The organism is Halorubrum coriense DSM 10284 (genome assembly GCF_000337035.1).
GTDB classification, from domain to species: Archaea; Halobacteriota; Halobacteria; order Halobacteriales; family Haloferacaceae; genus Halorubrum; species Halorubrum coriense.
Window position 1 is genome coordinate 73,444 of record NZ_AOJL01000027.1, and the last position, 23,997, is coordinate 97,440.

Annotated in this window: 27 protein-coding genes; 10 read left to right on the forward strand and 17 right to left on the reverse strand. The window is 71.1% G+C overall.

The genetic code is table 11. The features are described from left to right. Positions 1 to 75 precede the first annotated feature (75 nt). Entirely contained in the window at positions 76 to 300 is a 225-nt protein-coding gene (locus tag C464_RS06615; protein WP_006112855.1) for a hypothetical protein, read from the forward strand. A 71-nt stretch (positions 301 to 371) separates the two neighbouring features. Beyond that, positions 372 to 572 (forward strand): hypothetical protein, encoded by a 201-nt coding sequence (locus C464_RS06620; protein WP_006112856.1) that lies wholly within the window; start codon positions 372 to 374, stop codon positions 570 to 572. Positions 573 to 611: 39 nt separating this feature from the next. On the opposite strand, the gene C464_RS06625 is transcribed toward C464_RS06620, so the two are convergent. The 4 genes from C464_RS06625 to C464_RS06640 form a co-directional block, all read right to left on the reverse strand. Then, positions 612 to 1,427 carry an ABC transporter ATP-binding protein gene (locus tag C464_RS06625; RefSeq protein ID WP_006112857.1) on the reverse strand — a complete coding sequence of 272 codons (816 nt, stop codon included), beginning with the start codon at positions 1,425 to 1,427 and terminating at the stop codon, positions 612 to 614. Beyond that, positions 1,415 to 2,218, reverse strand: a complete 804-nt coding sequence (locus C464_RS06630; RefSeq protein ID WP_006112858.1) for an ABC transporter permease — start codon at positions 2,216 to 2,218, stop codon at positions 1,415 to 1,417. The genes C464_RS06625 and C464_RS06630 overlap by 13 nt, the downstream gene beginning before the upstream one ends. Beyond that, positions 2,218 to 3,246 (reverse strand): ABC transporter substrate-binding protein, encoded by a 1,029-nt coding sequence (locus C464_RS06635; RefSeq protein WP_006112859.1) that lies wholly within the window; start codon positions 3,244 to 3,246, stop codon positions 2,218 to 2,220. Before C464_RS06635 ends, C464_RS06630 begins: the two co-directional genes overlap by 1 nt. Before the next feature lie 222 nt (positions 3,247 to 3,468). Then, positions 3,469 to 3,690, reverse strand: a complete 222-nt coding sequence (locus C464_RS06640; RefSeq protein ID WP_006112860.1) for a hypothetical protein — start codon at positions 3,688 to 3,690, stop codon at positions 3,469 to 3,471. A 156-nt stretch (positions 3,691 to 3,846) separates the two neighbouring features. On the opposite strand from C464_RS06640, the gene C464_RS06645 reads away from it, so the two are divergent. Beyond that, positions 3,847 to 4,650, forward strand: a complete 804-nt coding sequence (locus C464_RS06645) for an SDR family NAD(P)-dependent oxidoreductase (RefSeq protein ID WP_006112861.1) — start codon at positions 3,847 to 3,849, stop codon at positions 4,648 to 4,650. 33 nt (positions 4,651 to 4,683) lie between these two features. Here the strand turns inward: C464_RS06645 and C464_RS06650 are convergent, their stop codons facing one another. The 3 genes from C464_RS06650 to C464_RS06660 all read right to left on the reverse strand — a co-directional run bounded on the left by C464_RS06650 (position 4,684) and on the right by C464_RS06660 (position 7,338). After that, the gene (locus C464_RS06650) at positions 4,684 to 5,385 is read right to left on the reverse strand and encodes a PadR family transcriptional regulator (RefSeq protein ID WP_006112862.1); all 702 of its coding nucleotides are present in this window, start codon (positions 5,383 to 5,385) and stop codon (positions 4,684 to 4,686) included. 97 nt (positions 5,386 to 5,482) lie between these two features. After that, positions 5,483 to 6,319: an ABC transporter permease subunit gene (locus tag C464_RS06655; protein ID WP_006112863.1), complete on the reverse strand. Its 837-nt coding sequence runs from the start codon at positions 6,317 to 6,319 to the stop codon at positions 5,483 to 5,485. Further along, complete coding sequence (locus C464_RS06660) at positions 6,316 to 7,338, reverse strand: ABC transporter ATP-binding protein (RefSeq protein ID WP_006112864.1); 1,023 nt, start codon at positions 7,336 to 7,338, stop codon at positions 6,316 to 6,318. The genes C464_RS06655 and C464_RS06660 overlap by 4 nt, the downstream gene beginning before the upstream one ends. Before the next feature lie 208 nt (positions 7,339 to 7,546). Here C464_RS06660 and C464_RS06665 point away from each other — a divergent pair, with 208 nt between their 5' ends. From C464_RS06665 to C464_RS06680, 4 genes are all read left to right on the forward strand, one after another. Further along, on the forward strand, positions 7,547 to 9,127 hold the full coding sequence (locus C464_RS06665) for a heme-binding protein (protein WP_006112865.1): 1,581 nt from the start codon (positions 7,547 to 7,549) through the stop codon (positions 9,125 to 9,127). Positions 9,128 to 9,200: 73 nt separating this feature from the next. After that, entirely contained in the window at positions 9,201 to 9,665 is a 465-nt protein-coding gene (locus C464_RS06670; protein WP_006112866.1) for a universal stress protein, read from the forward strand. Positions 9,666 to 9,714: 49 nt separating this feature from the next. After that, on the forward strand, positions 9,715 to 10,953 hold the full coding sequence (locus tag C464_RS06675; protein WP_006112867.1) for a DHH family phosphoesterase: 1,239 nt from the start codon (positions 9,715 to 9,717) through the stop codon (positions 10,951 to 10,953). Between the two features lie 4 nt (positions 10,954 to 10,957). Then, positions 10,958 to 11,974, forward strand: coding sequence for a carbohydrate kinase family protein (locus C464_RS06680; RefSeq protein WP_006112868.1), 1,017 nt, complete (start codon positions 10,958 to 10,960; stop codon positions 11,972 to 11,974). 62 nt (positions 11,975 to 12,036) lie between these two features. Here C464_RS06680 and C464_RS06685 read toward each other — a convergent pair whose 3' ends face one another. The 4 genes from C464_RS06685 to C464_RS06700 all read right to left on the reverse strand — a co-directional run bounded on the left by C464_RS06685 (position 12,037) and on the right by C464_RS06700 (position 14,682). Further along, complete coding sequence (locus C464_RS06685) at positions 12,037 to 12,939, reverse strand: DUF106 domain-containing protein (RefSeq protein ID WP_006112869.1); 903 nt, start codon at positions 12,937 to 12,939, stop codon at positions 12,037 to 12,039. A 122-nt stretch (positions 12,940 to 13,061) separates the two neighbouring features. Then, on the reverse strand, positions 13,062 to 13,685 hold the full coding sequence (locus C464_RS06690) for an adenylate kinase (protein ID WP_006112870.1): 624 nt from the start codon (positions 13,683 to 13,685) through the stop codon (positions 13,062 to 13,064). A gap of 50 nt (positions 13,686 to 13,735) precedes the next feature. Continuing rightward, positions 13,736 to 14,317: a GNAT family N-acetyltransferase gene (locus C464_RS06695; RefSeq protein ID WP_006112871.1), complete on the reverse strand. Its 582-nt coding sequence runs from the start codon at positions 14,315 to 14,317 to the stop codon at positions 13,736 to 13,738. Then, positions 14,314 to 14,682, reverse strand: a complete 369-nt coding sequence (locus C464_RS06700) for a universal stress protein (RefSeq protein WP_006112872.1) — start codon at positions 14,680 to 14,682, stop codon at positions 14,314 to 14,316. Before C464_RS06700 ends, C464_RS06695 begins: the two co-directional genes overlap by 4 nt. A 312-nt stretch (positions 14,683 to 14,994) precedes the next feature. Here C464_RS06700 and C464_RS06705 point away from each other — a divergent pair, with 312 nt between their 5' ends. Both C464_RS06705 and C464_RS06710 read left to right on the forward strand, forming a co-directional pair. Beyond that, entirely contained in the window at positions 14,995 to 15,702 is a 708-nt protein-coding gene (locus C464_RS06705; RefSeq protein ID WP_006112873.1) for a DUF5806 family protein, read from the forward strand. After that, on the forward strand, positions 15,699 to 17,396 hold the full coding sequence (locus tag C464_RS06710) for an ATP-binding protein (RefSeq protein ID WP_049910928.1): 1,698 nt from the start codon (positions 15,699 to 15,701) through the stop codon (positions 17,394 to 17,396). The genes C464_RS06705 and C464_RS06710 overlap by 4 nt, the downstream gene beginning before the upstream one ends. 33 nt (positions 17,397 to 17,429) lie before the next feature. Here the strand turns inward: C464_RS06710 and C464_RS06715 are convergent, their stop codons facing one another. The 6 genes from C464_RS06715 to glyA all read right to left on the reverse strand — a co-directional run bounded on the left by C464_RS06715 (position 17,430) and on the right by glyA (position 22,980). After that, complete coding sequence (locus C464_RS06715) at positions 17,430 to 19,151, reverse strand: aldehyde ferredoxin oxidoreductase family protein (protein WP_006112875.1); 1,722 nt, start codon at positions 19,149 to 19,151, stop codon at positions 17,430 to 17,432. Between the two features lie 67 nt (positions 19,152 to 19,218). Beyond that, positions 19,219 to 19,728: a metallophosphoesterase gene (locus C464_RS06720; RefSeq protein ID WP_006112876.1), complete on the reverse strand. Its 510-nt coding sequence runs from the start codon at positions 19,726 to 19,728 to the stop codon at positions 19,219 to 19,221. Positions 19,729 to 19,764: 36 nt separating this feature from the next. Continuing rightward, positions 19,765 to 20,766, reverse strand: a complete 1,002-nt coding sequence (locus C464_RS06725) for an ornithine cyclodeaminase family protein (protein ID WP_006112877.1) — start codon at positions 20,764 to 20,766, stop codon at positions 19,765 to 19,767. A gap of 58 nt (positions 20,767 to 20,824) precedes the next feature. Then, positions 20,825 to 21,058: a hypothetical protein gene (locus tag C464_RS06730; RefSeq protein ID WP_006112878.1), complete on the reverse strand. Its 234-nt coding sequence runs from the start codon at positions 21,056 to 21,058 to the stop codon at positions 20,825 to 20,827. A gap of 186 nt (positions 21,059 to 21,244) precedes the next feature. Continuing rightward, complete coding sequence (locus tag C464_RS06735; RefSeq protein WP_006112879.1) at positions 21,245 to 21,655, reverse strand: DUF3054 domain-containing protein; 411 nt, start codon at positions 21,653 to 21,655, stop codon at positions 21,245 to 21,247. 77 nt (positions 21,656 to 21,732) lie between these two features. Then, a complete protein-coding gene (gene glyA, locus C464_RS06740; RefSeq protein ID WP_006112880.1) occupies positions 21,733 to 22,980 on the reverse strand; it encodes a serine hydroxymethyltransferase in 1,248 nt (415 codons plus the stop codon). A gap of 242 nt (positions 22,981 to 23,222) precedes the next feature. Between glyA and tbsP the strand changes: the two genes are divergently transcribed. Beyond that, positions 23,223 to 23,997 (forward strand): transcriptional regulator TbsP (gene tbsP / locus C464_RS06745; protein ID WP_006112881.1); only part of this gene is annotated, 775 nt, incomplete at its 3' end.

Below are 23,997 nucleotides of genomic sequence, written 5' to 3' on the forward strand. Positions count from 1 at the left end.
CGCACGGTCGGCCCCGTTCCCCGAGTCTGAGAATCGTACTGTGCGGATTTATAATTAGAGCGCGTATGCGAGGGTATGAGCCATCAGAAGGGATCGTCTGGGTTCGACCTCGACGCGGCGTTCAAGACGTTCGGCGCGGTCGGAATCGCCATCTCCGTCGCGCTCATCCTCGCCGTGTTCGCGCTGACCGACCCGTTCGGCGAGTACGTCACGGCGTCGCCCGCCCTCTTCGGCACCGTGCTCTCGGCCCTGCTCGTCGTCGCGGTCGGCTACACGACGTACGCGCTCCGTCGGCGCTGAGCGGGTGCGGTCCGCCTCCGACCGCCCGCGCCGCCGGGAGACATAAACCGCTCGCGGGCGGACGGACTCGTATGACCGACGACCCGAGCGACGCGGCGGTGGAGCGCTTCCTCGACCGAGCCGAGAGCGCGCTCGACAGCTACGATCAGGGGTACGCCGACGCGGACGCGACGCTGGCGACGATTCGCACCCACGTGGACGAGCTGGCGGCGAGCGTGGAAGATTCATCCGCCGAGGACTCTGTCGCCGAGGATTCCGACGCCGAAGAGTAGCGGGTGTGTGGAGCCGGACGCGGTGCGGGGATCGACCGGCTACGGGTGCGCGCCGATCAGCTCCCTGACGCGACCGACGTACTCCGCGAACGCGGCGTCGCCGCGCTCGCGGGGGCGCTCGACGTCGACGTCGACGACCTGCCGGACGCGCCCGGGCTCCGCGGCCATCACCACGATCCGATCGGCGAGCGTCACCGCCTCCGCCACGTCGTGCGTCACGAAGAGGACGGTCTTGCCCGTAGAGGCCCACACGTCGAGCAGCTCCCGCTGGAGCATCTCGCGGGTTTGCGCGTCCACCGCGCCGAACGGCTCGTCCATCAGCAGCAGGTCCGGATCCACCGCGAGCGCCCGCGCGATGGCGACGCGCTGTTTCATCCCGCCCGACAGCGATTTCGGGTAGGCGCCCCGGAACTCCGTCAGCCCGACGAGGTCCAGCATCTCGTCGACCCGCGCTTCGCGCTCGGCGGCCGGCCGGTCGCTCCGTTCGAGGCCGAACCCGACGTTCTCCTCGACGGTCAGCCACGGGAACAGGTGGTACTCCTGGAACACCACGCCCATGTCCGTCGTCGGGGCCGTGACCTCGGTGCCGTCGAGCAGGACCCGGCCGTCCGTCGCCTCGGTCAGCCCGGCCACGACCCGGAACAGCGTCGTCTTCCCGCAGCCGGACGGCCCGACGAGACAGACGAACTCGCCGTCCGCGACCGAGAAGGACACGTCGTCGAGCGCGCGCACCGGCTCGCCGTCGCCGTCGGCCGCGTACGTCTTGCCGACCCGGTCGAGGGCGACGCTCGCCGCCGCGGGAGAGCTGGACGCGCCGGCGTCGCCGACGGTCCCGTCGTCGTTCACGCCCGCCACGCCAACACCCTCCGTTCGACCGCGCGGAACGCGACGTCGACGAGCAGGAACATCAGGCTCAACACGAGGATGTACGCGATCGCCCGGTCGACGCGTAGGTTGTTGCTGGCGCGGATGATCTCGCGGCCGACCCCGGGGACGCCGAATATCTCCGAGGCGACGACGAGCATCCAACACCGTCCCAGTCCGGTCCGGATCCCGGTCATGATCCCCGGCATCGAGGCCGGCAGCACGATCGACCGGACCGCGTCGAGGTCGCCGCGGACCCCGAGCGTCCGGCCAACGTCGAGCAGGTCCTCGGAGACGCCCTCCACCGCGCCGTACGCCGCGTAGAAGTTGATCCAGAACGCGCCGACGGCGATGATGAACGCCGCGCCGGCGTCGTTGATCCCGAACCACGCGATCGCGAAGCCGATCAGCGCGAGCGGCGGGACGGGGCGCAGCGTCCGGACGAGCGGCGCGGTCAGGTCGTCGAGCACCCGGCTCCAGGCGAACGCGACTCCGGCGGCGACGCCGAGCCCGGTCCCGACCGCGGTGCCCGGGATCCAGTGGCGGACGCTCTGCGAGAGCGCCGCGGTCATGTCGCCCGAGGCGAGCTCCCCGGCGAACGCCTCGGCGACGGCGACGGGCGAGGGGAGGACGAACGGGTCCTGCGTGAGCGAGACGGCGTGCCAGACGAGGAGGAACGCCGCGACGCCGACCGCCCCGCGGCGCAGGCGTCGGCCGTCGCCGAGCGCGAGGCTCGCGAACCCCTCGTCGCCGCCGACGCGCGGTCCGGTTTCGGTCGCCATCAGAGCGAGTCGTACACCTCGAGGTCGAATATCGCGTCGGTCGACAGCTGCTCGTCGATCTGGTCGTTTCCGGCCGCGAACTCGGAGAACACCTGCGTCGCCTCCGTGATCTCGTTGGGGTCGGTGATGAAGTTCGACAGCGGCGAGTCGAGCGCCTGCCGCGCGCGGTCGGCCCGCATCCCGATCCCCTCCTCGACGTGGCCCGCGGTCGCGTCGGGGTTCTCGCCGATGAACTCGGTCGCGCGGACGTGCTGTTCGAGGAACTGCGTCGCGAGCGGGGAGTCCCGGACCTCGTCGCTCATCATGGTGACCGCGGCGGGCTGACCGGGGAGGACCTCGGCCGCCGTCCGCAGCATCGTCACCGACGACTCCTCCGCCTGCGCGATGGTCGGCACCGGCTCCATGATCGAGGTGCCGTCGATCTCGTCGTTGGCGATCGCCTGCCAGACGGAGCTTGCGCCGCTGATCTCGATGATCTTGACGCTGTCGTTCGCGGCGGGGTCGACGCCGACGTCGCGGAGCCAGTAGCGGAGCAGCACGTCCGGGACGCTCCCCTGCGGGAACGTGCCGAAGGTGAACGGCTCGCCCCGCTCTTCGGCCCACGTCGCGAACGCGTCGGCGCCCTGCCGTTCGAACGTCTCGTGGAACGAGGACTCGGCCATGATTCCCATCGGCTCCCGGATGTTCGCGGCGGTCACTTGCGCGGCGATGCCGCGGTCGATCGCGATCATCGCGGGGACGATCCCGAACATCGCGACGTCGATGTCGCTGCCGCCGAGCGCCCGGACGATGTCGGGGCCGTTGCCGAACTCCTGACCGGTGACCTCGGCGTCGATCTCCGAGAAGTACCCCTCGCCCTCCATCACGTACCACTGGAGGTCGGGGTAGATCGGCATGTGCGCGACCGTCAGCTCGTCGAGTCCGCCGCCGCCGGAGCCGCCGAGGCAGCCGGCGAGTCCGACCGTCGCAGTTCCGCCCGCCGCCGCGAGGAACGACCGCCGCGACGCTGTCCGCGTTGGTTCGTACATACCTTCGAAAGCGGACCCGCGGGCAACACCCTCGCGCCACCAGCAACGGAGGCGTGTACCGGTGACGCCGTCAGGAAATCAAAACGTCCGAATTAGCGAGTTTGAGCCCCTCTACCGCAGACAATCGGATCTGTATCCGTCACCGAATAACGCAAATATTGCTGGCTCGTTCCGCCGACTCGCTTCGGCCCCGCTCGCGGTCGCCGGGTCACGGCCGCCGGGTCACGGCCGCTCCGTCGCCTCCTCGTCGAACAGCCCCAGGTCCTCGGCGACGAGGTCGGCGAGCCGGTCTTTGATCGCCGGGTCGACCTCCGCGACGGAGTCGCCGCCGTGTTTCTCCGCGTTGTGTTTCTCGAGCGCGTCCGCGAGGTCGTCGAGCGGCACGCGGGTCTCCGTCTCGCACTCGTCGCACACGATCGGAACGGACGGCTCGTCGGTGGACATTACCCCGACCATCGCCCGTGTCGGATATATGCCTTCGGGCGTCGGCGCGCGGCTCGCCGGCGGCTCCCGGTTCAGTGCCGCGGGGAACCGCCGGCGTCTGCGACCGCCGCCGCGTCGAACCGCCACCGTCTACTGGCCCCACCGCGACGGTCCGCCATGTACGTTCTCGTGACGGGGGCCGCCGGCGGGATCGGCGGCGGCGTCGCGCGCACGCTGGCGACCGCCGGCCACGAGGTCCTCGGCGTCGACCGCGACGCCGAGGGGCTCGCGGAGCTGCCGGACGGGGTCGAGACCGCGGTCGTCGACCTCCGCGACGAGGCGGCCGTTCGCGACCTGCTCTCGGAGCGGCCGCTGGACGCCCTCGTCTCTTGCGTCGGCGGGTACGAGATCGCGGCGGTCGAGGACACCTCGGCGACGGCGTTCCGCCGGCAGTTGGAGACGAACCTGACCGCGGTCCACGTCACCGTCTCCGCGGCGCTCCCGACGCTCCGCGAGCGCGGCGGGCGGGTCGTGGTCGTCGGCTCGATGGTCGGCTCGGTGGCGCTGCCGTACCACGGCGCGTACAGCGCCGCGAAGGCGGGTCTCGACGGGTACGTCGACGCGCTCCGCAGGGAGGTCGCCCCCCGCGGGGTCGACGTGGCGCTGGTCGAACCCGGCCCCGTCCCGACCGGCTTCAACGAGCGGGCGGCCGCGGCGGTCAAGGGGGCGGGCGGCGACGGCCCGTACGCCGACGCTTACCGCGAGTTCGAGGGGTACTCGCCGGCCGCCACGGACGTCGAGTCGGTCGTCGAGCGCGTGGTGGCGGCGACGACCGACGACCGGCCGCGGACGCGCTACCGGGTGAGCCGCCGGGCGCGCTGGCTGCCGCGGCTCGCGCTCCTGCTCCCGGACCGTATCTACGACCGGCTGGTCCGCGCCGGCCTCCCGGGCGGACTCCTCTGGCGGCTGCTCCACCGCTGAGGAGTCCGCCCGGCGCGGGAGCCGCGACGCGCGTCAGTCGTCCGCGGCACCGGAGGAGGACCCCTCCGCGTCGTCCGCGGGCGCCGACTCGGAGGACCCGGGTTCCGTCCGGTCCGGCTCGGCGTTCTCCGGTCCGGCGCTGTCCGACTCGGCGTTCTCCGGTCCGGCGCTGTCCGACTCGGCGTTCTCCGGTCCGGCGCTGTCCGACTCGGCGTCGTCCGATCCGGTCCCGTCCGTCTCGGCGTGGAACTCCTCGGGCGAGGCGTCGATCCGCTCGAACTCGCCGAAGTCGCGCTCGTGGTGGCGGATCATCTGTTCGACGATCCACGCGCTGTCGCGTTCGGAGTACCCCCAGTCGGCGTCCGCGTCGGCCACCTCGAACCGGTCGTCGGTGGCGATCGCGGCGTACAGGTGGTAGAAACCGAGGACGACGTCGCCGAACTCCCGGGCCTCGCCGCCGATCTCGCGGCGCTTCTCCGCGAGCTCCTCGCGGCCCGCGTCGGTGAGCGCGAAGTACTTGCGGTCGGGCTCCGCCTCGCGCTCGACGCGCTCGGCGACGCCCTCCTCCTCGAACTTGTAGAGGATCGGGTAGACGGAGCCGTAAGAGGGCTCCCAGTGGCCGCCGCTGATGTCGGTGATCTCGCCGAGCAGCTCGTATCCGTATCGCGGGCGTTCGTCGAGCAGCTCCAAGACGAGATACGAGATCAGTCCTTTCGGCGGGCCGCTTTTCCGCATCGTCTCGGCTTTTCGCGGTCGCGTCGAAAGGGTTTCGATCACGGCGACTCCGGCGGGTCGCCGCGGCGAGCGGACGCGTCGCGGCGGCGAAATCCGGTCAGCTCAGATCGGCGCGTCGGAATCCGCCGTACCCGACGACGAGGGGGAGCGCGCCCCAGACCAGCAGGACCGCGAGGAACACCGCGGGATCGAGATACGCCGGGGACGGACCACCGAGCGCCGCGTCGGTGGCCGCCCCGCCGAGCAGCGTCCGCTGGACGAGCGCGTTGTACGCGCCGGTCGGACTGAGCCCCCGGACGAGGAGGAACCACGGAGGCAGGGCGGTGCCGGGGAGTTCGCCGGTGACCAGCAGGTGGACGCCGTTCGGGGCCAGGTCCCAGAGGAGGGTCAGGCCGAGGTACGCCGTGATCGCGAGGGTCATCGCCCGGCTTCGCGTCGCCGTGAGCGCCGAGATCCCGACGGCGATCCCGAGGAACGACACGGCGAGCAACACCGTCAGCGCCGTCGTCGCGAGGAACGCGGCGACCGGGAGTTCGCCGTAGAGGGCGGCCGTGATCACGCCCGAGATCGCGAACCCCGACGCGATCCCGACGACGACCGCGCCGCCCCGCCCGAGGAACTTGCCGACGAGGACCTCGCCGCGGGAGGGCGGGAGTCCGAGCAACATCTTCAGACTGCCCGACTCACGCTCGCCGACGATGGAGAGATAGGCCGCGAGGAGCGACATGATCGGGACGAGGAGCCCGGCGAACTGCGACGCGCCGCCGATGGCCGCCTCGGGGCCGCCGCCCGCCTCGGGGACGAGCAGCGGGAGCGCCGCCGACAGCGACGACATCACCGCGATGACCGCGACGATCCCCCAGACCACCCGCGACCGGAGCGCGTCGCCGAACTCCTTGCGCGCGATCGTCAGTCGGATCCCGCTCGCCGTCATCGCGTACCCCCGTCGGCGTCGGCGGCGACCGGTCCGGCGGCGTCGGGACCGTCTCGGTTCGGCGATGAACCCCCCGTGTAGGCGCTGAACAGGTCTTCCAGCGACGACTCCGCGATCGTGACATCGAGGACCGCGGCCCCGTCGTCGCGGACGCGGTCGATGACGTCGACCTTCGCCGCGGCCTCGCCGACGCGGACTCGGATCGTCCGGTCGTCAACTGCGACGTCGTCGACCCCGGCGACTTCCCCGAGCGTCAGCCGGTCCGGGACGGCGTCGACCGTGAGCGTCACCGTCGATCCGGCGTCGAGCGCGGCGCGAAGCCCCGCGATGGTGTCGACGGCGACCAGTCGGCCGCGGTCGAGGATCGCGACCCGGTCGCAGACGGCCTCGACCTGACTGAGGATGTGGCTGGAGAAGAACACCGTTTTCCCCCGATCGGCGTGGTCGCGGGCGATCTCGCGGACGAGGCGGACGCCGTTCGGGTCGAGCCCCGACGAGGGCTCGTCGAGGATCAGCACGTCGGGGTCGCCGACGAGCGCGATCGCGAGCGCCAGCCGCTGGGTCATTCCCTTCGAGTAGCCGCCGACGGCGCGGTCGGCGGCCGCGGATTCGAGGCCGACTCGATCGAGCAGGGCGTCGATGTCGTCGCCCGTGCCCTTCAGTTCGACGGCGTACTCCAGGTTCTTGCGGCCGGTGAGCCGTTCGTAGAGCCCGTACCCGTCCGGGAGGATGCCGACCCGCTCGTGGACCGCGCGCGTCTCCGCCTGCGCGTCGTGGCCGAGGACGGTCACGCTCCCGGCCGACGGGCGGACGTAGTCCATGATCACATCGATCGTCGTTGACTTCCCCGCGCCGTTCGGCCCGAGGAAGCCGAATATCTCGCCGGCGTACACGGTCAGGTCGAGGGCGTCGACCGCGAGCACGTCGTCGCCGTAGCGTTTCGTCAGGTCGGACGTCCGGATGGCGACCGGTCTGTCGTCGGTCGCCTCCTCGGACGATGGAGGTGCGTCAGCGGGCATACCGCCCGTGATGGAGGGGCTGTACAAAACGGTATGCGACGGGACGCATAGACTGCGCGACCCGCGCGACCGTGGCTCCGGTTTCCGGTGCGCGGGACCCGCGACCGTGGCCCCGATTTCCGATGCGCGGGACCCGCGACCGTGGCCCCGATTTCCGGTGCGCGGGACGACCCGCAAACCCCTAAGTCGCGGGGCCCCAACCCGAGGTATGGTCGAGGCTCCACAGACCGCCGAAGGGTGGTTCTCGCTTCACGACTTCCGCTCGATCGACTGGGACGCCTGGCGCGACGCGCCCGAGTCCGAGCGACGGCGGGCGATCGAGGAGGGCGAGGCCTTCCTGAAACACCGCGAACTGGTCGCCGACGCCGAGGACGGCGAGTCCGCGCTGTTCTCCGTGCTGGGACACAAGGCGGACTTCCTCTGTCTCCACTTCCGCCCGTCGCTCGACGACCTCTCCGCGGTCGAGCGCCGCTTCGAGGACACCGCGCTCGCGAAGTTCACCGAGCGCGAGACCTCCTACGTCTCCGTCACGGAGGTGTCGGGGTACGTCTCGGACGACTACTTCGAGGAGGGCGCTGACGCCGTCGACGAGGGGCTGCGCCGCTACATCGAGGGGAAGCTCAAGCCCGAGATCCCGGACGACGAGTACGTCAGCTTCTACCCGATGAGCAAGCGCCGCGGGGAGGAGCACAACTGGTACGACCTCGACTTCGAGGAGCGCGCTGACCTGATGGCGGGCCACGGCGAGGTCGGCAAGGAGTACGCGGGAAAGATCAAGCAGGTGATCGCCTCCTCGGTCGGCTTCGACGAGCACGAGTGGGGCGTCACGCTGTTCGGCGCGGACCCGACCGACATCAAGGACATCGTCTACGAGATGCGGTTCGACCCGGCCTCCTCGCGCTACGGCGAGTTCGGCGACTTCTACGTCGGCCGCCGGTTCCCGCCGCGCGACCTCGACGCCTTCCTCGCGGGCGAGACGGTCCCGACCGGGCGCGACCCCGAGGCGGACAGCGCCGGTCACCACCACGGCGAGGGACACGGCGAGGGCGGTCACCGCGGCGACGACGCCCACGGCCGCGGCGAGGGCCACGACCGCTCGGGCGCGGGCGGCGGCTCCGCACACGGCGACCACCCCCACGGCGAGGACGGCGGCAGCGAGGGCGACCACCCCCACGGCGACGAGGCGGCCGGCGACGGGACCTCCGACGAGGAGATCCGCGGCGAGCTCGCCGACCTCGACATCTACGCCGGGACGCCCCACGGCGAGGACGTGTACGCCACGGTGCTGTACAGCGAGGCCGACGTGGACGAGCTGTTCGACGAGGTCGAGGGGCTCCGGGGCAACTTCGACCACTACGGCACCCACGTCAAGACGGCGGTGTACGAGGGCCGCCACACCGACCGCGCCGCCGTCGTCTCTATCTGGGACACGGCGTCGGCGGCCGAGACGGCGGGCGGCTTCCTCTCGGAGCTGCCCGACATCGTCGCGCGCGCCGGCGAGGAGTCCGGCTTCGGCACGATGGGCATGTTCTACACCGTCAAGCCGGACTACCAGACGGAGTTCGTCGAGACGTTCGACGACGTCGGCGACCTGCTCACCGAGATGGACGGCCACGTCGAGACCGACCTGATGGTGAACGTCGAAGACGAGAACGACATGTTCATCGCGAGCCAGTGGAACGCCAAGGAGGACGCGATGGGCTTCTTCCGCTCCGACGAGTTCTCCGAGACCGTCCAGTGGGGCCGCGACGTGCTCGCCGACCGCCCGCGCCACGTCTTCCTGGCGTAGATCGACCGGCTCCCCACGGTCCGCCCTCTACCGACCGCCGGGTTTTAGGTGTCGTTGCGGCGAACGGGTGGCCATGTTCGACACCATCGTGGTCGCGACCGACGGCTCCGACAGCGTTCAGCGGGCCGTCTCGGTCGCGGTCGACGTGGCGGCGCGGTTCGACGCCGAGGTCCACGCGGTGTACGTCGTCGACGCCGGCGAGGTCGAGTCGTCACCCGACACGGTCCGCGACGACCTCCGCGACGCGCTCGACGACGAGGGACGCGACGCCCTCGACCGCGTGTCCGACGCGGCGCGCGACCGCGACGCCGCCCTCGACGTGACGGTCGAGGTCCGCGAGGGGCGGCCGGCCTCGGAGATCGACGCCTACGCGCGGTCGGTCGACGCCGACGTCGTCGCGATGGGCACTCGCGGTCGCCACGGCGAGAACCGCTTCCTCATCGGCTCCGTCGCCGAGCGCGTCGTCCGGACCTGCCCGGTCCCGGTGTTGACGGTGCGACAGCTGACCGAGGAGGACCCCCGGCGGACGACGATCTGAGCGCCGGCGAGAGCGGCGGAGTTTTCCGGCTGCCGCCCGGGTCGACGGTATGGACGACGACCTGATCGACACGGGGGACGCCCCCCGATCGCGGTACACGAAGCTGCCGGGGAAGGGGTTCTTCTACCCGGACTCGCTGGACGACGAGCGCGCGGAGCGGCGGGCGCGGGAGACGATCGAGGGCAGCGAGGCGGTCGTGATCGCCGACGGCGACGCGGACGGCCTCGCCTGCGCGGCGATGATCCGCGAGGCGTACGACGCCGCCCTCGACGTCGCGCCCTTCGAGGACGCCATCGCGGCCCGGCTGGAGGACGAGCGCGAGAGCGACGAGTCGGACGAGACCGCGGACGACGAGGACCCCCTCGAAGACGCCCACGCGCAGTCCCCCGTCGGGCTGCTCTCCGCGGGCCCGTACTCGATCGACACCGCGCTCGAACGCGTCGCCGCGCACGCCGACGACGGCGTCGACCTGTTCGTCTGCGACCTCTGTCCCGACGACTACGAGTGGATCGCGGAGCCGCTCGCGGAGCTGGCGGACTCGACCGATTCGATCCGCTGGTTCGACCACCACCAGTGGGACGACGAGACCGCGGCCGCGGTCCGCGAGGCCGGCGTCGACCTCGTCGTCGGCGAGTCGGACGAGGAGTGCACCGCGGACGTGACGCTCCGCTCGCTCGACCACGCGTTCGACGACCGCTGGGCCGAGCTCGCCGCGGTCACGCGCGACCACGACCTCTGGCTCAAGGAGGACCCCCGCTCGGACGACCTCGCCGACTACTCCTACTGGGCCGGCGCGGAGGAGTACGCGGCCGTCGTCGGCGCGTACGGCGTCGACCTCCCCGAGACGGTTCGGTCGTTCGTGTCGGAGCGCCGGGTCGAGAAGGAGGCGCGCATCGACCTCGCCGTCGACCGCGCGGTCACCCACGAGGTCGGCGACTGGCGCGTCGCGGTCACCTACGGGCGCTGCTCGCAGAACGAGGTCGCGGAGGGGCTCCGCGAGGCGGGCGCGGACGCCGCCGTGATCGTCAAGCCCGCGGGGTCCGCGTCGATCCGCGGCTCCGACGACTTCCGCCACGCCCACGAGGTCGCCGGCCGGGTGAACGGCGGCGGCCACCCGCAGGCGGCGGGCTGTAAGCCCGACATCTACGACGACATGCTGGACTACGCCCACCACTGGAGCACCGAGGGACAGGCGTGTCAGCGCATCATCCTCGCGGCGTTCGAGGCCGTCGCCGAGGAGGTCGAGGCCGAGGAGAGCGACGCCGACGAGACCGCGACGGCCGAGTAGGCCGATGGCCGGCATCTTCGTCGCCGGAGAGACGCTCGTCGACTTCGTGCCCGAGGCGGGCGAGACGCTGCGCGAGGTCGACGGGTACGCCCACCGCCCCGGCGGCGCGCCCGCCAACGTCGCGGTCGGCCTCGCCCGGCTCGGCTCCCCGCCCGCGTTCTGGACGCGCGTCGGCGACGACGCGTTCGGCGCGTTCCTCGCCGAGACGCTCGCGGACGAGGGGATTCCGGATACCCACGTCGAGCGCGTCGAGGGGAAGACGACGCTCGCGCTGGTGTCGCCGCCCGGCGCGGACGGGCCGCGGTTCTCCTTCTACGGCCCCCGCGAGGCGACGTTCGGGTTCGACCCGGACGCGGTGCCGACCGAGGCGCTGACGGGCGACGACGCCGCGCCGTCGCCGGGGGGCACGAGCGCCCCGCCGTGGGTTCACCTCGGCGGCGTGGCGCTGACGCACCCGCGGGGGCGGGCGGCCACCCGCGAGATCGTCGCGACGGCGACCGCGGCCGGCTGCCCGGTCTCGTTCGACGTGAACTACCGCCCCGACCTCGTCCCGGACGACGCGGCCGAGGCGGCGTCGACCGCGGTCCGCGAGACCGTCGCCGAGAGCGGCGTCGTGCTATGTAGCGACGAGGACGTCGCCGCGGCCGGCCTGTCGACGAGCGAGGGGGAGGAGCTGGCCCGCGACCTGCTCGCGCTCGGCCCCCACACCGCGGTCGTCACGCTGGGCGACGACGGCGCGCTCGCGGTCAGTACCGACGACGCGCCGTGGGGCCCCGCGACGGTCCGGCACGAGGGGTTCGCGGTGGAGGCCGTCGACGCGACGGGCGCGGGCGACGCGTTCACCGCGGGACTGCTCTCGCGGCTGGCTGGGGAGCCCGGAGCCGCTCCCGGGGAGAACGCGCTTCGCGAGGCGCTCGTGGTCGGCAACGCGACCGCCGCGCTTTCGATCCGGTCGGTGGGCGGTATGGGGTCGATGCCGTCGCGCGAGGGGGTCGAGGCGTTCCTCGCGGAGAGGGAGTGAGAGCGGACGGAGAGAGGAGCGGGAACGCGAAGAACGCGAAGGGAGCCGAGTAGGCGCGCCGTCTACGAGGCGGACGGCGACATCTCGATGTTGAGGCTCTTCTGGACGAGCTGGGTGAACGCCATCGAGCAGAGGAAGTACCAGAGGATCCACATCTGGATCGGCCCGACGATCCCCGTGTCCCAGGTCACGGTGCCCGCGAGCGGGACGACCAGCTCTTGGGCGGCGACGGCCGGGTACGCGGCGTCCGACCCGCGGTAGCCGATCACCCAGAACATCCAGAGGAACGCGGGGATGGTGAGGAACATGATCCACACCATCGGGCGGAACTGCTCTTTGAACATGCCGAGCTGGTCGCCCATCGCCTCCATCTGCTCCTCCTGGATCTCGTCGAGCGCCTCGTCGTCGTCGCGCTCCTCTGCCGCCTTCCGGCGCTCCTGGATGTCCTTCATCCGCTCTTGGTACGCGCCCATCTTCTCCATGTCCATGAGTCCGGCGCGCAGCAGCGTCGAGTACAGCCCCGTGCCGAGCGCGATGACCATGATCACGACGTAGAAGGGGACGACGTTGAGGAGGGGACCGAGGACGACGTCGATGCCGCCGGCGATCGCGTTCCGAACCGGGGTGACCGCGTAGCCGACGAACGCGCCGACCGTCGCCAGTCCGGCGAGCTTGTCCCACTTCGACCAGGTCGTCGTCTCCGGCGTCTCCACGTCGCCGCCGCCCGAGTCGTCTTCCATTCCGGCCTCGATGTCGTCGCGGTCGGCCAGGGCGAAGCCGTCCTCGCCGTCGACGAGGACCTCCTTCTCGATGAGCCGGCCCCACTGCCCGCTGGTTATCTGGTCGCGGACGTCGACCCAACGCACCTCGCCGCCGCTGGCGTTGTCGAGGACCACTTGGATGGCGTCCCGCATCTCGCCGTCCTCCCGGACGAGCGAGCGGACTCGCCGTTCGACTTTACTCATTAGCGACCGGTTAGCAGTCGACGGTTAAGAACCTTGTAGGATCGCGGCTCGGATCGGTTCGCGGCAGCGCCGCGGATCGGCTCGCGACGGTGTCGCGGATCAGTTCGCGACAGTCTCGCGGATCAGTTCTCGACGGTGTCGCGGATCCGGTCGAAGACCTCGTCCGGGGTCGCCTCGCCGTCGACCTCGACGAGCACGCCCTCGTCGCGGAAGTGGTCGATCACGGGCTCGGTGTTCTCGTAGAACACCTCGAGGCGCTCGCGGGCGGTCTCCTCGGTGTCGTCCTCGCGCTGGACCAGTTCGCCGCCGCACTCGTCGCAGACGCCGGCCTCCTCGGGCGGCTGGAAGTCGACGTGGAAGTTCGCGCCGCAGTCGTCACAGACCCGGCGTCCGGTGAGCCGGTCGACGAGGACCTCCTCGTCGACGTCGAGCAGGATGACGGCGTCGAGGTCCGTGATCTCGGAGAGGTACTCCGCCTGGTCGAGGTTGCGCGGGTACCCGTCCAGCACGAACCCATCGGCGTCGTCGAGCGCGGCCCGAACGATCTCGTTGACGACGGGGTCGGGGACCAGTTCGCCCGCGTCCATGAACGACTTCGGCGTCCCGTACTCCGTCTCCATCTCCTTGTTCGCGCGGAGCGCGTCGCCCGTCGTGACGTGCTCGACGCCGTACTCGTCGGCCAGCTTCGCGCTCTGTGTGCCCTTCCCGGCTCCGGGAGCTCCCAACAGCAGAATTCGGTGACTCATATCGGAGCGGTCGCGGGCCGCCCCTAAAGGCTTGAAGATTCCGGCCAACCCTACTCGCCGCCGTCGGCACCGTCGGCCGCGGGCTCCTCCGCCACCTCGTCGGCGCGGAGCCGGAGCCCCATCTCCAGTTCGAAGCTCTCCGCGTCGGAGGTCTCGAAGCCGATCTTCTTGTACAGGGAGACGGCGGCGCGGTTCCACCGCTCGACGGTGAGCCACACCTTCCGGACCCCGTTCGCCTGCCCGTGGCCGAGCAGGCCGCGGATGAGGTGCGTCCCGATCCCGGCGCGCTGGTACTCCTGGTGGACGAAGATCGCCAGCTCGTAGGCGTCGCCGTCGGGGACGAGCGTCGCGTGGCCGGCCGCCTCGTCGCCGCACCAGGCGATCACGTTGTAGCAGTCGTCGGCGAGGATCGCGTCGAGCCACTCGCGGATGCGCTTCTCGCCGCCGGGGGGGATCCCCTGCGCGCGGTCGGCCGGGTCGAAGGTGTCGTACATCTCGACGAGCGTCTCGTGGTCGGCCTCGTTCCCCTCGTAGGGCCGGATCTCGACCTCGCGGTCCTCGCGGTCGGTGAACGCGGTCGGCGGCGGCGGGAACTCGTCCGCCACCGCGTCCGGGTAGCCTCGGTCGCTCATCTGACCAGCGTGACCGACGTCTTCGCGTTCAACAGGACGAACTCGGCGATCGACCCGATCGTGATCTTCCCCATCGGGCTCGTGTGCCCGCCGCCGAGGACGATCTCCTCGAACGCCTCCGTCTCGGCGATCTCCACCAGTCGGCTTCCGGGATCTCCCTCGACGCGCCGCACCTCGGCGTCGATCCCCGCCTCGTCGACGGCCGCCTCGGCGCGGTCGACGACCTCCGCCGGGGCGACCGACGAGTCGTCGTTGTCAACCACGGCGATCGTCAGGTCGTCGTTCGCGACCGCCGCGCGCTCGACCGTCCGGTCGAGCGCGCGGAACGAGTCGTCGCTGCCACCGATACCGCAGAGCACCTTCATGTGCCACCCCTCCACGCGGCGATACAAAAGTGGATCTCCGATGACGCGGGTGGAGCCACGCGGCCGTCGCCGGATCGGCTCTCGATCGCCGTCCGCCGCGCCGCGAGAAATGTTTTTACAACCGTTGTAATATAATTTATTAAAAATAATTAGTCATGATTCTCCGTCGCAACGGACGCGATGTCAGACAACCGAGAGCGAGCGGACGAGGCGAGGGTCGTGACGCTCCGACCGGCAGCGTCGTCGTCGCCCGAGTGAGACCGGTAACCGGCCACCGACAAGCCTTTTGTCCGCCCGTGGAGTTTCAGACGTATGAGCGATCACACCGGTCCGTCGGCCGACTCGACCGACGGACCGGACGACCCCGTCGCCGACCGAACTCCGCCGGAGGACGGTGAGCCGGACGGGGACGACTCGGCCGACACCCCCCGGGGTGACGAGGCGGACGAGGAGCAATCGACCACCGGGACGGACGCGACCGACGCAGACGTCCCCCGCGACGTCCGGAAGTACGAGCGGTTCAAGAAGATGGACGGGGCGCGCTACGAGCGCGTCAACGAGTTCCTCCGGGACCGGACGTACATCACGGCCCGCGAGTGGGCGATCGCGCGGCTCTGCGCCGACTTCCGCACGGAGACCGGCGTCGAGATGACGAAGATCGGCGAGAACCTCCCGGAACTCGTCCCCTTCATGACGGACACGTACACGCCGCAGGCGGTCAATCAGGCGCGCTACTCCTTCGAGGAGAAGGTGACGAAGGCGGGCGCGACGTTCCTCTACGGCGCGATGTCCGGGTTCTTCACCGCCGAGGACTTAGACGAGATGATGTACGAGGTGACGGAGGTCGCGAAGTTCCTCTTGGAGGTCGAGGGCGTCGACCTCGCGGTCGCCGACGAGCTGGAGGCCGAAGACAAGATCAGCGAGGTGATGCGCGACGTGCGGGCCTCCTCCGCGGACCTCCGCGGCGAGGAGGTTCGCTGTCCCGAGTGCGGTCACGTCCACGAGCCGACAGAGGAGTGAGCATGAACCGGTTCCCAGGGGCGATCGACGCGACGCCCGACCCGACGCTGGTCGTCGACGGCGACGGCGTCGTCCACGCCGGGACGCCGAGCGTCGAGGCGGTGTTCGGACTCGACCCGGCGGAGCTGGCCGGCCGATCGATCGACGAGGTGTTCGAGGACCCGACCGAGCTGGACTGGGGGAGCGCCCCGTCGATGGCGTCCTCCGAGGACGGCGAGAAGGGCGACGGCGACGATAGCGGCGAAAGCGGAAACGACGAGGGCGACGAGGACATCGCTCGGACCGACGGTCCCGGGGACGCGGGGGTGTCGGGGACCCGGCACGACGTGACGGCGCTGATCGAGACGACGCGGGCCGGCGAGGCGCGGTCGCTGGCCGACGGGTTCGAGCTGGCCGTGCGCCGCGGCGACGGGGTCCTCGTGCCGGTTCGGGTCAGCGTCGGCCCGTTCGAGCTCGACGGCGAGCCGTACGCGGTCGTCACGGCGATAGACGTCTCGGACGAGCGGACGCGGCGGCTGGCGCTCCAGCGCCGCACGGAGACGCTCGAATCCCTCCACGAGGCGACCCGGGAGCTGTTGAAGACGACCGACAAGCGGGCGGCCGCCGGGGCGGCGGTGTCGTACGTCGAAGACGTGCTGGGCCATCCGATCGCCGCGATCTGGCTACACGACGAGGACGCCGACGCCCTCGAACCGGTCGTCTGGACCGACAGCGCCGAGGCGGTCGTCGGCGACCACCCGACGTTCGCGGCCGACGAGCCGAGCATCACCTGGGACGTCTTCGAGAGCGGCGAGCCGACGTACGTGGCGGACGTCGGCGACGACCCCGACCGCTACAGCGACGACGCGACGATCCGGAGCGAACTCGTCGTCCCGCTGGGGCGGTACGGGGTGTTGAACATCGGTGCCACGGCCGCCGACGCCTTCGACGATTCCGACCTGGCGATCGCGCGCATCTGGGCGGCGACGGTGACGATGGTGCTCGTCCGGATCGAGCGGGAGCGGCAGCTCAAACGTCGCGAGGCGGAGGTGTCGCGCGAGCGCGACCGGCTGGAGGAGTTCGCCAGCCTCGTCTCGCACGACCTGCGCAGCCCGCTCAACGTCGCCGCCGGGAACCTCGAGATCGTCACCGACCGGCTCGCCGGGGAGTCGATAGACGCCGCGGAGCTGGGGGCGGTGAAGCGCTCGCTCGACCGGATGGACGCGCTCATCGAGGACCTGCTCGCGCTGGCGCGACAGGGTGCCGGCATCGACGAGACCGAGCCCGTGACCCTGGCCGACCTCGCCGCCGAGTGCTGGTCGACCGTCGACACCGAGTCGGCGACGCTGTCGGTCGAGACGGAGGCCGTCGTCGCCGCGGACCGCAGCCGCCTCCGGCAGGCGCTGGAGAACCTCTTCGGCAACGCGGTCGAGCACGCCGGACCCGACGTCACGGTCGAAATCGGCGCGCTCGACGACGGCGACGGGTTCTACCTCGCGGACGACGGCCCCGGGATCGACCCGGAGCGCCGCGAGGAGGTGTTCGAGGCGGGGATGACGACCGACCCGGAGGGCACCGGCTTCGGGCTGAAGATCGTCGGGGAAGTCGCGGAGGCGCACGGGTGGACGGTGGAACTCGTCGCGGGCGAGCGCGGCGGCGCGCGGTTCGAGTTCCGCGGCGTCGACTTCGACTCGGCCGACGGGAGCGGCGAGTAGGCGGAGGAGGGCGACCGCGGGCCGACAGATCCCTCAGTCGTCGGCGGTCGCCGCGCTCGCCGGGTCGAGCCCGTCGCCGTGGTCGGGGACCGTGCCGTCGTCGTTCCAGCCGCGGAGCGCGTAGTACTCCGAGAGCGCCGCGTCGAACCCCTCGATCGCGTCGGCGTACGGGAGGGTGTCGTCGCTCCGGTCGAAGCCGCGGGCGTTATTGAACGCGCGCTCCAGCTCGACGATCCGCGCGCCGAGCGCCTGGAGGTCGTCGTAGTCGGCGTCGAGGAGCGCGGCGAGTCGGTCGTCGGTCACCGTCCCCCGCGAGAACTTACAGACGACCGCGGAGTCGAGGACCGCGTTGCGGTTCTCCTTCGCGACGAGCTTCGGCGGCTTCCCGTCGAGCCCCTGGGGATCGAGCGCCTCGTCCGGGTCGACGAGCGGGTACTCGTACGGGTAGAACTCGCCGTACATGTGGTCCGCGCCGCGGTTCGCGGTCGCGAACGCGAGCCCCTGGCCGTTCAGCGCGCGGCCGTCGTGCCCGGAGAATGCCATCCCCTTCACCGTCCAGTCGTCCGCGCCGAACTCCTCGTGGGCGCGGTGGACGCCCTCCGCGAGCTTGTCGCCGACGCCCTCGCGGTAGGCGATCTGCTCGACGAGCGACCGGACGAGCCCCGCGTTGCCGAACTCGTCTTCGCTCTCCAAGAACATCGAGACGACGTCGCCACAGGAGATGGTGTCCATCCCGAGCTCGTCGCACAGCTCGTTCGCGCGCATCACGTCGACCACGTCGTCGACGCCCGCGTTCGAGCCGAACGCCATCACCGTCTCGAACTCCGGTCCCTCCGTCTCGACGCCGGTCGCCTCGTCGCGGGTGGGGAGCTTACAGGCGAACGCGCACTGCGAGCAGGTCGCCTTCTTGTACTTCTTCTCTTCGACGCGGTCGCCGGAGATCCCCTCGGCGCCCTCGAAAGAGGTCTCCGCGAAGTAGTACGACGGGAGCGCGTCGACCTCGTTCGCCAGCTCCGTCACGCTCGTCGTCCCCTGCCGTTTCATGATCGAGTCGGAGGTGGCCGCCTCACGGTGGACCTCGCCCGCCTCGTCGGGCCAGTCGAGGTCGATCTCGGGAGCCGCGTCGCCGGCAAACGTGAGCGCCTTCACGCCCTTCGCCCCGAGGACGGCGCCGAGCCCGCCGCGCCCGAACGCCCGCGTATCGGAGGTCATGATCGACGCGAACCGCACCTCGTTCTCGCCCGCGGGACCGACGCAGGCGACGTGTTCGGGCTCCAACTCGTGCGTCTCCGCGAACCGGTCGGAGACGGCCGACACCTCGGCCTCGGCCAGGTCGTCGACCGCCTCGAAGGTCACGTCCGGCTCGCCGCCCGGGCCGATCTCGCGGACGTGGACCGCGAGCAGGTCGTCGCTCGCCCCCACTATCTCGACGGCGGCGTACCCCGCGCCGGTGAAATTGCGCGAGAGGAACCCGCCCGCGTTCGACGAGCAGAGGCCGTTCGTGAGCGGCGAGAGGCTCGTGGCGGCCATCCGCCCGGTGTAGGAGGTCGTCGAGTACTGCATCGGCCCCGTCGAGAGGTAGAGGCGGTTCTCCGGGCCGAGCGGGTCGGCGTCGAACGGGATCCGGTCGTACGCGAGCGACGTGTTGAGCCCGCGGCCGCCGACGAACGACGCCAGTCGGTCGTCGATCCGGGTCGTCGACGCGGTCCGCTCCGTCAGGTCGATCGTGAGGAGCGGGCCCTGTGCGTGTCTCATGCGGGTACGGAACGCGCGAGCGGCGATAAAACTCGGGGTGGGATCGGACGCCCGTGATCGCGGGCCGTCAGCCGTCGAGGACGTGGTGCGTCACCGCGTCGACGCCCGACTCGGCGGTGTCCAGCGTCGCGACGCGGAACGAGTCGTCCGCGCCGTCGACCGGAATCGGAAGCCCGCCGGGGTTCACCCGAACGGTCCCGTCGCGCTCCTCGACGCCGTGCGCGTGGCTGTGGCCGTGGAGCACGTAGTCGTAGTCGCCGCAGTCGACGAGCGCGTCGACGACGAGAGAGCTCGTGCCGTGGGTGACGGCGATATCCGTACCATCGAACGAGAGCGCGGCGGCCTCGCCGTGGTATTCGCCGAACTCCTCGACGGTCGACTCGACCGCCCACTCGCCGTCGTTGTTCCCGCGGACGGCGTGGAACGCGAAGTCGGCGTCGAACGGGGTCACGGAGAAGGGGGCGACGAAGTCGCCGCAGTGGACGACCGCGTCGACCCCCTCGCGCTCGAACAGCGAGACGGCCGCCTCGACCGCGGCCAGGTCGTCGTGCGTGTCGGAGACGATGCCGATCGGCATACCGGCCGGTCGCCGCCGCGCCACTTCAACCCCCGGCTACTCGCCCGTCAGCGCCTCGCTCGCTGGCGCGAAGTCGATGGTCTCCCCGCGGCCCGCCTCGCTCGCGCGCTCGTACAGCATGTGCGCGGCCGCGACCGTCTCGACGCCGGTGCCGCCGGAGTCGAAGACGGTCACCTCCTCGTCGCTCGTCCGGCCGGGGTGGTCGCCCGCGACGACCGCGCCGAGGTCGGCCGCGATTCCCTCTCCCTCCTCGATCAGGCCGGCCGCGACCGCGGCGAGGTACGAGCCGGCGTCCTGCGCCGCGCGCGCCCTGAGGTCGGGGACGTAGGTGGCGCGCGCGACCAGTTCCGGCGGCAGCTCGTTCTTCTCCGGGTCGTACTGGCCCATCGCCGTGACGTGGGTCCCCGGCTCCACGTCGGCGTCGTCGATCACGGGCTCGCTCGCGGTCGTCGCGGTGATGACGACGTCGGCCCCGTCGAGCGCGGCGCTCGCGCTCTCGACCGCGGCGACGTCGGCGGCGAGTCGGTCGTCGAAGTCGGCGGCGAACGCCTCGCGATTCTCGCGGGTCGGCGAGAAGACCCGGACCGCCTCGAACTCGCGGACCGTGGCGGTCGTCGCGACCTGCCCGCGCGCCTGCGCGCCGCTGCCGATCACGGCGAGTTCGGTCGCGTCGTCGCGGGCGAGCGCGTCGACCGCGACCGCGCCCGCGGCCCCGGTCTTGAACGGGTTCATCGACGCGCCGTCAAGCAGCGCGAGCGGCGCGCCCGACTCGGCGTCGAACAGCGGCGTCACGAACCACGCGTCGCCCGCGCCGAAGCCGGCGGAGTAGGTGTATCCGCCCATCGCGCCCGTCTCCGGGAGGACGGCGGCGTAGGTGGTGAGCATCCCCGGCGGCTCGCGGTTGAAGAGCTTCGTCCGCGGCTCCGCGGGCGCTCCCTCGCCGACCTGTCGGTACGCGTCGCGCACGGCGGCGACGTAGTCGGCCGGCTCCGCGAGGTCGTCGACCTCGGAACTGGAGAGGAACAGGGCGTCGGTCATACCCGGCCACTCGGGGCGCGGGGACTAAACGGTACAGGACGCGGCGATCCGTCGGGCGTCAGACGGACGACCGTCCGCCCTCGCCGCGGCCGGAGCGCGCCGCGTCCGCCCGCGCGTCGGCGTCGGTGACCGGGGCCCTGACGAACACCGCGTGGGCCATCACGGTGGCGGCGGCCACCGCGCCCGCGGGCAACGCCGACGTCAACGACAGTCCGGCCAGGGTGAGGAGGGCGGTCACGCCGATCAACGCTGCCGGGATGAGCCCGAGGACGTAGTCGTAGTATCCGGTCATGCTTCCGTTGAATACTAGTCGAAAATCGATATTAAATCTTTCTCGTGGTTCGGAGGTAGTTCGTTCGTGAACACGAGAAAGCGATTCATAACTTACGAATCGGGTCGCGGTCGCACCGACGCGAGTCGCGGAGGTGGTGAAGGAGAGCCGGAAGCGGTCCGGGTCGATATCTGGAACGGAGCGCGTCTACCGGAGCCGGAAGTAGAGGGCGCGCCAGCCGCCGAGCGCGAGCGAGCCGAGCACGAGCATGACGGCCGCGAAGGTGAGTTCGGCCCCGCCGCGGAAGACGAACGCGCGCAGCGCGAGTCCGACGGCCGCGGCCGGGATCCACGACCGGATCACGAGCGGCACCGACGACTTCGCGGTCTCGACCGCGCCGGCGGAGTAGGCCCCCACGAGCGGTGCGACCGCCGCCCAGCCGATCAGGAAGGGCGCGTACACGCCCGGCAGGTACAGCGGGTTCGCGGTGAGGAACTCGACGGTGGTGTGGTTGAGCGTTCCAACGGTCAGTAGCAGGATCAACGCGATCACGTCCCCGACGACGAGCGGCGCGGCGCCGCGGTCGAGGCGGGCGGCGAGAAACGGCGGAGCGTCCATACCGACCCCTGCGAGCCGCCCCCACTTTTACGCACGGATTCGTCCGCGCCGGCGCGGTCCGGCGACGGCGCGGTCGGTTACTCGTACAGCGGGTGCGCCTCGCAGAGCTCGACGACGCGCTCGCCGACCTCGTAGATGACGTCCTCGCTGTCGACGTCGTCGACGACGCGGTAGATCAGCTCGCCGACCTCCTCGATGGCGTCGGCGTCGAAGCCGCGGGTGGTGAGCCCGGCGGTGCCGGCGCGGATCCCCGAGGGGTCGAACGGCGAGCGCGTCTCGCCGGGGACCGTGTTCCCGTTGAGGACGATGTTCGCGGCCGCGAGCGCGTCCTCGGCGTCGCCGCCCGAGAGGTCCGGGTGGGAGTCGCGCAGGTCGGCTAACACGAGGTGGTTGTCGGTCCCGCCGGAGACCAGAGAGAGGCCGTGCTCCTGAAGCGTCTCGGCGAGCACCTCGGCGTTGTCGACGACCTGCTGGGCGTACTCCTCGAACGAGGGGTCGAGCGCCTCCTTGAAGCCGACCGCCTTGCCGGCGACGTTGTGCATCAGCGGGCCGCCCTGTCCGCCGGGGAAGACGGCCGAGTCGATGTCGTCCGCGAACGCCGCGTCGCACATCACGATCCCGCCGCGGCCGGCGCGGATCGTCTTGTGGGTCGACCCCGTGACGAAGTCGGCGACGCCGACCGGCGAGGGGTGGACGCCCGCCGCGACGAGCCCGGTGATGTGTGCGATGTCCGCGAGGTGGTAGGCGTCGACCGCGTCGGCGGCCGCCTGGATCCGCTCCCACTCGACGGCGCGCGGGTACGCGGAATAGCCCGACACGACGATGTCGGGGTCGAACTCCTCGGCGACCTCGCGGAGCCCCTCGTAGTCGATGTACCCCGTCTCGGGGTCGACCTCGTACTGCTCGACGTCGTACAGCTGCCCCGTGAAGTTCGCGGGGTGGCCGTGCGAGAGGTGGCCGCCGTCGTTGAGCTTCAGCGAGAGGATCTTGTCGCCCGGTTCGAGGACGGAGTAGTACACCGCCTGGTTCGCCTGCGTGCCGGAGTGCGGCTGGACGTTGACGTGGTCGGCGCCCCACAGCTCCTTCGCGCGCTCGATCGCCAGCTCCTCGACCTCGTCGGCGTACTCACAGCCGGCGTAGTAGCGCGAGCCCGGGTAGCCCTCGGCGTACTTGTTGGTGAGGACGCTCCCCTGCGCCTCCAGTACCGCCTCGCTCACGTGGTTCTCGCTCGCGATCATCGCGAGGGTCTGTTCCTGTCTGTCGCGCTCGCCCGCCAGCGCGTCGGCGACCGCCGGGTCGACCTCCCGCACGTGCTCGTTGTCCATGTAGAAACGGGGGCACGACCGCGCATTAATCCTTCTGTCGCCGTCGGGAAGTGCCGCGGTCGCGCCCCCGGACGCCGCTCCGCGCCGTCCGCGGTCCGGGAGCGGAGTCGGCGATCCGTTGCCCGGGATTTCTGACGGGCTGATCGCTCGTTTTCGACGGTTTAAGCCCCTCTACGTGAGTTGTTCGAGGCACAAGTCCCGATAATATTAAATACGCAACCGGCTTTTATACCGAGAGACAAATGGTATCGAATTTACTCGCGGCCGACGTGGAGGCGGCGCTGGACGCGGCGTTCGCCGGGGACGACGACGAGCTGCTCGTCGTGGACCCCTCCGCGGAGACGATCGTGTCGCTGATCGAGACGGCCGTCGGGCGGGACGACCTCCCGGAGCTGTCCGTGCTCGCCGACGAGCGCACCCTCAAGGACGTGCTGGACGACTTCGTCGTCGCGTCCCGGGCCGCGGACCTCGTCGCCGACGGGGCCTTGGACCTCCGGGTGCTGGACGGGGCGGTCGACAACGCGCTGTTCGTCTCGCCGTCCCGGGTGGTCGCGCTCGTCACCGCGGGCGACGGCGTGGCCGCGCTCTCGACCGACGACGGCGAGTTCGTCGGCGAGGTGTACGAGACGCACCGCGGCGCGTTCGAGGACGCGGAGTCGTACACGCTCCGCACGCCGGCGATCAGCCGGGTCCGAGAGACGCTGGAGTCCGAGATCGGCGCCGCGGCCCGCGCCGACTTCGACGCCGTCCTCGACGCCGCCGAGCGCGACGGCGGGGCGGAGCTCGACGAGGTGACCGTCTCGCTGCTCGTCGCGGCGAAGAACGACGTGCTGCTCTACGACATCTCGAAGTGGGGCGAGGACGTGGGGATCGCGTCGAAGGCGACCTTCTCCCGGACGAAGACGCGGCTCGAAGACCTCGGGATCATCGACACGGAGAAGGTCCCGATCGACGTCGGCCGACCGCGGCTCCGCCTGAAGCTGTCTCTTATACACATCTCTGAGCGGGCTGGCAAGG

Excerpts from the sequence above, each read along its gene's own strand:
- C464_RS06685 (WP_006112869.1), bottom strand. The coding sequence starts at position 12,939 with ATGAGTAAAGTCGAACGGCGAGTCCGCTCGCTCGTCCGGGAGGACGGC.
- C464_RS06640 (WP_006112860.1), bottom strand. The coding sequence starts at position 3,690 with ATGTCCACCGACGAGCCGTCCGTTCCGATCGTGTGCGACGAGTGCGAG.
- C464_RS06650 (WP_006112862.1), bottom strand. The coding sequence starts at position 5,385 with ATGCGGAAAAGCGGCCCGCCGAAAGGACTGATCTCGTATCTCGTCTTG.
- C464_RS06725 (WP_006112877.1), bottom strand. The coding sequence starts at position 20,766 with ATGACCGACGCCCTGTTCCTCTCCAGTTCCGAGGTCGACGACCTCGCG.
- C464_RS06615 (WP_006112855.1), top strand. The coding sequence starts at position 76 with ATGAGCCATCAGAAGGGATCGTCTGGGTTCGACCTCGACGCGGCGTTC.
- C464_RS06695 (WP_006112871.1), bottom strand. The coding sequence starts at position 14,317 with ATGAGCGACCGAGGCTACCCGGACGCGGTGGCGGACGAGTTCCCGCCG.
- C464_RS06730 (WP_006112878.1), bottom strand. The coding sequence starts at position 21,058 with ATGACCGGATACTACGACTACGTCCTCGGGCTCATCCCGGCAGCGTTG.
- C464_RS06635 (WP_006112859.1), bottom strand. The coding sequence starts at position 3,246 with ATGTACGAACCAACGCGGACAGCGTCGCGGCGGTCGTTCCTCGCGGCG.
- C464_RS06630 (WP_006112858.1), bottom strand. The coding sequence starts at position 2,218 with ATGGCGACCGAAACCGGACCGCGCGTCGGCGGCGACGAGGGGTTCGCG.
- C464_RS06665 (WP_006112865.1), top strand. The coding sequence starts at position 7,547 with ATGGTCGAGGCTCCACAGACCGCCGAAGGGTGGTTCTCGCTTCACGAC.
- C464_RS06680 (WP_006112868.1), top strand. The coding sequence starts at position 10,958 with ATGGCCGGCATCTTCGTCGCCGGAGAGACGCTCGTCGACTTCGTGCCC.
- C464_RS06705 (WP_006112873.1), top strand. The coding sequence starts at position 14,995 with ATGAGCGATCACACCGGTCCGTCGGCCGACTCGACCGACGGACCGGAC.
- C464_RS06675 (WP_006112867.1), top strand. The coding sequence starts at position 9,715 with ATGGACGACGACCTGATCGACACGGGGGACGCCCCCCGATCGCGGTAC.
- C464_RS06715 (WP_006112875.1), bottom strand. The coding sequence starts at position 19,151 with ATGAGACACGCACAGGGCCCGCTCCTCACGATCGACCTGACGGAGCGG.
- C464_RS06700 (WP_006112872.1), bottom strand. The coding sequence starts at position 14,682 with ATGAAGGTGCTCTGCGGTATCGGTGGCAGCGACGACTCGTTCCGCGCG.
- C464_RS06660 (WP_006112864.1), bottom strand. The coding sequence starts at position 7,338 with ATGCCCGCTGACGCACCTCCATCGTCCGAGGAGGCGACCGACGACAGA.
- C464_RS06620 (WP_006112856.1), top strand. The coding sequence starts at position 372 with ATGACCGACGACCCGAGCGACGCGGCGGTGGAGCGCTTCCTCGACCGA.
- C464_RS06690 (WP_006112870.1), bottom strand. The coding sequence starts at position 13,685 with ATGAGTCACCGAATTCTGCTGTTGGGAGCTCCCGGAGCCGGGAAGGGC.
- glyA (WP_006112880.1), bottom strand. The coding sequence starts at position 22,980 with ATGGACAACGAGCACGTGCGGGAGGTCGACCCGGCGGTCGCCGACGCG.
- C464_RS06720 (WP_006112876.1), bottom strand. The coding sequence starts at position 19,728 with ATGCCGATCGGCATCGTCTCCGACACGCACGACGACCTGGCCGCGGTC.
- C464_RS06735 (WP_006112879.1), bottom strand. The coding sequence starts at position 21,655 with ATGGACGCTCCGCCGTTTCTCGCCGCCCGCCTCGACCGCGGCGCCGCG.
- C464_RS06670 (WP_006112866.1), top strand. The coding sequence starts at position 9,201 with ATGTTCGACACCATCGTGGTCGCGACCGACGGCTCCGACAGCGTTCAG.
- C464_RS06655 (WP_006112863.1), bottom strand. The coding sequence starts at position 6,319 with ATGACGGCGAGCGGGATCCGACTGACGATCGCGCGCAAGGAGTTCGGC.
- C464_RS06645 (WP_006112861.1), top strand. The coding sequence starts at position 3,847 with ATGTACGTTCTCGTGACGGGGGCCGCCGGCGGGATCGGCGGCGGCGTC.